The sequence below is a fragment of the Pseudomonas brassicae genome, from assembly GCF_010671725.1.
GTDB classification, from domain to species: domain Bacteria; phylum Pseudomonadota; class Gammaproteobacteria; order Pseudomonadales; family Pseudomonadaceae; genus Aquipseudomonas; species Aquipseudomonas brassicae.
This window is the reverse complement of sequence record NZ_JAAHBU010000453.1, coordinates 1-6668: the sequence shown is the minus strand read 5'-3', so window position 1 is coordinate 6668 and position 6668 is coordinate 1. Positions and strand designations below refer to the sequence as shown.

4 protein-coding genes and 2 pseudogenes are annotated in these 6668 nt (G+C 64.7%); 5 read left to right on the top strand and 1 reads right to left on the bottom strand.

Features of this window, described 5'->3' with window-relative positions; translation table 11 throughout:
• Window positions 1-43: 43 nt before the first annotated feature.
• The gene (locus G3436_RS24245; protein WP_163950391.1) at window positions 44-826 is read right to left on the bottom strand and encodes a transporter substrate-binding domain-containing protein; all 783 of its coding nucleotides are present in this window, start codon (window positions 824-826) and stop codon (window positions 44-46) included.
• A 239-nt stretch (window positions 827-1065) separates the two neighbouring features.
• Between G3436_RS24245 and G3436_RS24240 the strand changes: the two genes are divergently transcribed.
• From G3436_RS24240 to G3436_RS24220, 5 genes and pseudogenes are all read left to right on the top strand, one after another.
• On the top strand, window positions 1066-2322 hold the full coding sequence (locus G3436_RS24240; protein WP_163950388.1) for a cystathionine gamma-synthase family protein: 1257 nt from the start codon (window positions 1066-1068) through the stop codon (window positions 2320-2322).
• A 95-nt stretch (window positions 2323-2417) separates the two neighbouring features.
• A pseudogene (locus G3436_RS24235) lies at window positions 2418-3850 on the top strand (amino acid permease).
• A 52-nt stretch (window positions 3851-3902) separates the two neighbouring features.
• Window positions 3903-4793 carry a LysR substrate-binding domain-containing protein gene (locus G3436_RS24230; protein WP_163950385.1) on the top strand — a complete coding sequence of 297 codons (891 nt, stop codon included), beginning with the start codon at window positions 3903-3905 and terminating at the stop codon, window positions 4791-4793.
• Window positions 4794-4809: 16 nt separating this feature from the next.
• Window positions 4810-6183: a threonine synthase gene (gene thrC, locus G3436_RS24225; RefSeq protein ID WP_163950382.1), complete on the top strand. Its 1374-nt coding sequence runs from the start codon at window positions 4810-4812 to the stop codon at window positions 6181-6183.
• Window positions 6184-6203: 20 nt separating this feature from the next.
• Window positions 6204-6640 (top strand): annotated as a pseudogene (locus tag G3436_RS24220) (Lrp/AsnC family transcriptional regulator).
• The last annotated feature ends 28 nt before the right edge of the window (window positions 6641-6668 follow it).

Sequence of the window (6668 nt, the reverse complement as noted above, 5' to 3'; positions counted from 1 at the left end):
TGCCAGCGAAGGCGTCAGCGCGCCCAACGTCGAGCCATCGGGCCTACTTGCCGCTGTACAGGTTCAGCTCACCGAAGTGCTTCTTCTGGATTTCGGCATAGGTGCCATCAGCGTGTAACGCTTTGATACCTTTGTTGAGCAAGGCCTTCAGCTCGCTGTTACCTTTGGCGATACCCACAGCGGTTTTCGACGGCAGCAGTTCGCTGTCCACCGGCGCGCTGACCTCGTAGCCGGCCCCTTGCGGGGATTTCAGAAAGCCCAGTTCGGCTTGCAGCATGTCCTGGATCGAGGCATCCAGGCGCCCCGAGATCAGGTCGGCGTACACCTGGTCCTGATTCTGGTAGGCCTGGGTCTTGACCCCGGCCTTGTCCAGTACCGCCTTGGCGTAGGCTTCCTGAATGGTGCCTTGCTCGTAGCCGACGGTCTTGCCCTTCAATGAGGCAGGGTCGGCGCTCAGGCCTGCCCCCTTTTTGAACACCAGCGAGGTCGGCCCCGAGAACAGTTCATCCGAAAAATCGATGACCTTTTCCCGCGCCGGCGTGACCGTCATGGACGAGATCACACCATCGAATTTCTTCGCCTTGAGCCCCGGAATCATGCCGTCGAAATCACTTTCGACCCACTTGCACTTGACCTTCAGCTCGGCACAGATCGCATTGCCCAGGTCGATATCGAACCCCACCAGGCTGCCGTCGGCGGCCTTGGATTCGAACGGGGCATACGAGGGATCGACGCCAAACCGCAGCTCCTTGTATTCCTTGGCCAGGGCAGTGCCTGCGGCCATGCACAGCGCCAGAGCAGACAGCGTCAGCAGTGCTTTTTTCATTGTGTGGTCCTTGATGCCGAAAGAGGGAGAGTGGCCGTGCAGCGTTACCGCGCGCGACGCGACATCAAAGTGATAGCAAATTCCGCACCATAGTCCCAATTGCACCGGGTGCAGCCATTAAAAAAACCGCCCCTTTGGCCACGATCACATCGCTTCTACGGCTGGCGGCGTTTGACTACATTGGCACCATGTTCACGCGCGGCCCGCCTTTCGCCGCCCCTCCGACACAGGCCGTACTCATGAAGAAAACAACTGAAAACACCGCGCCCACGATAGGTTTCGCCACCCGCGCCGTCTGGGGCGGTGAGCAGGTGCGTCACCCCTACAACGCCACCCAGGTGCCGGTGGTGATGAGCGCCGCGCATGCCTATGACGACATCGACCACTGGTACGACGTGGCACTGGGCAGCGAGCCGGGCTTTATCTACAGCCGTATGAGCAACCCCACCGTGGCAGCACTGGAAGCCAAGCTGTGCGAGCTGGAGAGCGCTGAAGCAGCCGTGGCGTTCAGCAGTGGCATGGCCGCCATCAGCGGGGCGCTGTACACCTTCCTCAGCCACGGCATGCGCGTGGTCTCGACCAGGGACAGCTACGGCGGCACCAACAAGATCTTCGAAGAGTTCCTGCCGCGCATGGGCGTGGCGGTGACCTTGTGCGAAACCTTCGACCATGACGCCATCGAGCGCGAGATCGCCAAGGGCTGCGACCTGCTCTACCTCGAAACCCCGACCAACCCCACGCTCAAGATCCTCGACATCCGGCGCCTGGTGCAGGCGGCGAAAAAGGCCGGTGCCCTGGTGATGGCCGACAACACCTTCGCCACCCCGCTGAACCAGAACCCGCTGGCGCTGGGCGTGGACGTGGTGGTGCACAGCGCGACCAAGTTTCTCAGCGGCCATGGCGACGTGCTCGGCGGGCTGGTGTGCGGCGACGCCGTACTGATGGACAAGGTGCGCCACTACCGCGAGATCAACGGCGCGGCGCTGGACCCGTTCGCGGCCTACCAGATCATTCGCGGCATCAAGACCCTGGCCCTGCGCCTGCGCCAGCAGCAGCTCAGCGCGCGGGCCCTGGCCGACTTCCTGTGCACCGAAGCCCTGGTGGAATCGGTGAACTACCCGGGCCTGCCCAGCCACCCCAACCACCACGTGGCCTGTGCCCAGATGCGCGGTTTTGGTGCCATCGTCAGCTTCGTGCTCAAGGGCGGCATGGACACCGTCAAGCTGCTGCTGCCGCAACTGCGCTACGCCCACTGCGCCGGCAACCTGGGGGCGGTCGAAACCATCTATGGCCCGGCGCGCACCACCAGCCATGTCGAAAACACCCTGGAGGAGCGCCAGGCGCTGGGCATCTCCGAAGGCCTGGTACGCGTCTCGGTCGGCATCGAAGACACCGACGACCTGTTGGCCGACCTGAAACAGGCTTTCGCCTTTGTACGCCGCCACCAGGTCGCGTTGCAGGCACCCACCGAACGTTGCCCTGAGGCGGCCAACTGACGTTCAGCCGCATACCCCCACGGCAGGAGCACGGTGGGGTCTTCATGAACAGGAAGAACAACAAAAATCCGCTTCAGCCTTCATGAGAATCAGTCATGTCCTCATCATCAGAACAACAACGCAGTACGCGTGCCGGCTTCAAGCAGGAAATGCAGACGCGCCACATCGTCATGCTCGCCCTGGGCGGGGTGATCGGTACAGGGCTGTTCCTGACCTCCGGCTACACGGTCAACCAGGCAGGGCCGCTGGGCGCGGTGATCGCCTACATCATCGGCGCGGTCATGGTCTACATGGTCATGATGTGCCTGGGCGAGCTGGCGGTGCAGATGCCCGAAACCGGCTCGTTCAGCACCTACGCCACGCGCTTTCTCGGCCCGGGCACCGGCTACACCGTGGCCTGGTTGTACTGGCTGACCTGGACGGTGGCGATCGGCTCCGAATTCACCGCCGCCGGCATCCTCATGGTGCGCTGGTTCCCCGACACCCCGGTGTGGATCTGGAGCGCGCTGTTTGCCGGTGTGGTGTTCCTGAGCAACGTGGTGTCGGTGCGGCTGTTCGCCGAAACCGAGTTCTGGCTGTCGCTGATCAAGGTGCTGACCGTGCTGGCGTTCCTGGTGGTAGGCGGCGGGGCGATCCTGGGCCTGTTCCAGATCGAGCAGGCGCACAGCATCGGCCTGAGCAACTTCACCCGTGAAGGGCTGTTCCCGACCGGCTTCATGCCGATTGCGATGACCTTGCTGGCGGTGTCGTTCGCCTTCTCCGGCACCGAGTTGATCGGCATCGCCGCCGGCGAGACCAAGGACCCGCAACGCAACGTGCCGCGCGCATCCGCACCACGGTGGTGCGCCTGGCGGTGTTCTTCGTCGGCACCATCTTTGTACTGGCGACCCTCTTGCCGCGTGAACAGGCCGGCCTGGTCGAGAGCCCGTTCGTCACCGTGTTCAGCAATATCGGCATTCCGTACTCGGCCGACATCATGAACTTCGTGATCATCACTGCGCTGCTGTCGGCGGCCAACTCCGGCCTGTATGCCGCCTCGCGCATGCTCTGGACCCTGAGCGACCAGGGCCACCTGCCCAAGCAGTTCTGCCACTTGAGCCGCAGCGGCACCCCGTTCAACGCCATTGTGGTGAGCATGGCCGGTGGCGCCGCCTCGCTGCTCAGCAGTGTGTTTGCACCCGATACCATTTACCTGGCGCTGGTGTCGATCTCGGGCCTGGCGGTGGTAGTGGTATGGATGAGCATTGCCGCCAGCCAACTGGCCTTCCGGCGCGACTACGTGGCCAAGGGGGGCGATATCAACGACCTCAAGTTCCGCGTGCGTGGCTACCCATGGATCCCGCTCGGCGCGTTGGCCTGCTGTGCGCTGGCCTGTGTGGGTATCGCCTTCGACCCCGAGCAGCGTGTGGCGTTGTACTTCGGCGTGCCGTTCATTGCCTGGTGCTACTTCGTCTACTTCATCACCCGCAAGGGCCGTGCACGTCGCTTGGGCCTGGGCGCCGAGCCTGGCGTGGCCAGCGCAACCTGAGACAGCCACGGGGCATGTGCCTAGAATCCAGGCTCGTCCAGAGGGTCAGAGCATGAATCAGAAGGCGTTACCCCCGTTGAACTGGCTGCGTGCGTTCGAGGTGTCGGCGCGTGCGCTGAACTTCACCCACGCCGCCGACGAGCTGTGCCTGACCCAGGGCGCGGTCAGCCAGCAGATCCGCCAGCTCGAACGGCACCTGGGGGTGGCACTGTTCAAGCGCCTGCCGCGCGGACTGGGCCTGACCGAAGAGGGCCAGGCCTACCTGCCGGTGGTGCAGGACGCCATCACCCGGCTGGCGGTCGGTACCAGCGAGATCTTCGGCCAGCACACCCGCCGGCCGCTCAAGGTACGCGGCAGCCTGGCCTTCTTCGTGCACTGGCTGGCACCCAAGTTGGCACAGTTCAGCCTGGCCTACCCGCAGGTGGATATCCGCTACATCAGCAATATCTGGGTCAAGGAGCTGGATGGCGAGGACGACCTCGAGATCCGCTGGGGGCGTGGCCAGTGGCCGGGGCTGGTCGCGCAGCGGCTGACCTGGGACACGCTGTTCCCGGTGTGTTCGCCGGCCCTGATGGCGGCGTCGCCCTTGCGCGAGCCGGCCGACATCGGGCGTCACCCGCTGCTGCATGTGCTGGGCTACGAAGAAGGCTGGGGCTACTGGCTCAAGCGGGTCGGGGCGGATCAGGTGGATGCTTCCACTGGCATGCAGTTCGACACGCTGATTTCCACCCTGCGCATGGCCGAGCTGGGCCAGGGTATTGCCCTGGCGCGCTCGTCGATGGTCGCCGAACTGCTGGCCGAGGGGCGCCTGGTGGCGCCGTTCACGCAACACATCGAGGCCAGCGAATCATTCTATCTGGTGCGCAGTTCCGGGGCCGAACAGCACCCGGATGCGGTCGGGTTTTCTGCCTGGCTGGTCGAGCAGGCGCATCGTTTCAAGTGAAAGGGCAGGGCCAGGCATGCGCTATGTGAGTACCCGCAATGCGGCCATCGCGGTCGATTTCGAGCAGGTTGTGTTGTCCGGCATTGCCGCCGACGGTGGGCTGTATGTGCCGGCCGAGCTGCCGCAGTTCCAGGCGCAGCAAATCGTCGACTGGTCGTGGTTGCCCTATGACGAGCTGGCCTATCGGGTGCTGGCGCCGTTCGTGGGGCAGAGCATTCCCGAGGCGGATTTCAAACGCCTGCTCCGGGCCGCGTGCAGCCACTTCACCCACCGCTCCATTGCACCGCTGCACCAGGTCGACAAGAACGAGTGGGTGCTGGAACTGTTCCACGGCCCCACCCGTGCCTCCAAGGATTTTGCCGCACAGTTGCAACGCCAGCTGGTGGGCTGGTTTCTCGAGCGTCGCCAGCAACGTGCGGTGCTGCTGGGCGCCACCAACGGCGATACCGGGCTGGCGGTGATCGAGGCGTTCAGGGATTGCCAGGCGGTGGAGGTGGTGGTGCTGTACCCCGAGGCCGGCGTACCGCCGGAGCGCCTGCAGCAACTGGCGGGTGCCGACCCGGCGCGGCTGCAGCGCTTTGCCGTGGGGGGCAGCTTCGACGACTGCCAGACCCTGGTCACCGGCCTGCTGCGCCAGTGGGCTGACCCCGACCGGGTGGCGATTGCCTTCAATTCCAGCAACTGGGTCAGCGTGATGGCGCAGCTGGTGTTCTATTTCCATGCAGTGCTGCAACTGGGCGGCGGCCAGCGACCGATCGGCTTCAGCGTGCCGGCGGCCAGTTTCGCCGAGGTCTACGCCGGCTACATCGCGCAGAAGATGGGGCTGGCGATCAACCAGATCATCGTTGCCACCAACAAGAACGACGCGTTGCACCAGTTGTTCGAGAAGAACCACTACTCGCGCAGCCAGGCCAATACCTCGTTGTCGCCGGCCATGGACCTGTCGATCTTCGCCAACCTGGAGCGCTTCCTGTGGGCGCTGTACGAGCACGACGACCGCGCCGTGGCACAGTTGATGGCGCACTTCGAGGCCTGCGGGCAGATGTGCCTGGACAACCACCACTGGCTGCGTGCGCGGTTGATCATCGACTCCTATGCGGTGAGCGATGCCGACACGCTGGCCGAGATCACCACGCTGTACCGCGACACCGGCTACGTCATCGACCCGCACACCGCGACTGGCGTGCTGGCCGCGCGGCTGTACCGGCGCAGCATGGTTGCGCCGATGGTGACCCTGGGCGAGATCGCGCCGTGCAAGTCGGCGGCGTTGCTGGCGGGGCAGGGCATCGCGGTGGCGCAGGTGCTCGAGGCCGGGGCGCCCACCATGCCGGTGTACCGCATCGACGCGGCTGACCTGGGCGCGGTACAGCAGGTACTGCGCCGTCTCTGAACGGTGCCCAAGGGGGCGGTATGAAGCGAATTCTGGATCCTCTGGACGAACGTATCCTGGCCAACTCACGCTCAATGCGCGGGCCGCGCACGCGGAGCTGGCAGCCAAGGTCAACCTGTCGCGCAATGCGGTGCGCCAGCGTATCGAACGGCTGGAGCGCGATGGCGCGATCCAGGGGTACACGCTGCGCCTGGGCGATGGGCGCCAGCCCACGGCGACCATCAATGCGGTGATCTTCGTGTACCGCTATGACCGCATGCGTGGCGCGCAGGTGCTGGAGGCGCTGCGCAGCATTCCCGAAATCACCCAGTGCGAGGTGATGAGCGGTGAGTTCGACCTGATGGTGCGCGTCGGCGCGGCCAGCGCCGAGCGGGTGCACAAGGTGTGGACCGAGATCGCGGCGATGCCGGGGGTGGAGAACACCGTGACCTCGTTCGTGCTGTCGGCAGTGGTGTAGAACGTGGGAGCCCCTTCGCTGGCAAGCC

Coding starts and splice junctions, on each gene's coding strand:
- G3436_RS24245 (WP_163950391.1), bottom strand. CDS start 826: ATGAAAAAAGCACTGCTGACGCTGTCTGCTCTGGCGCTGTGCATGGCC.
- thrC (WP_163950382.1), top strand. CDS start 4,810: ATGCGCTATGTGAGTACCCGCAATGCGGCCATCGCGGTCGATTTCGAG.
- G3436_RS24230 (WP_163950385.1), top strand. CDS start 3,903: ATGAATCAGAAGGCGTTACCCCCGTTGAACTGGCTGCGTGCGTTCGAG.
- G3436_RS24240 (WP_163950388.1), top strand. CDS start 1,066: ATGAAGAAAACAACTGAAAACACCGCGCCCACGATAGGTTTCGCCACC.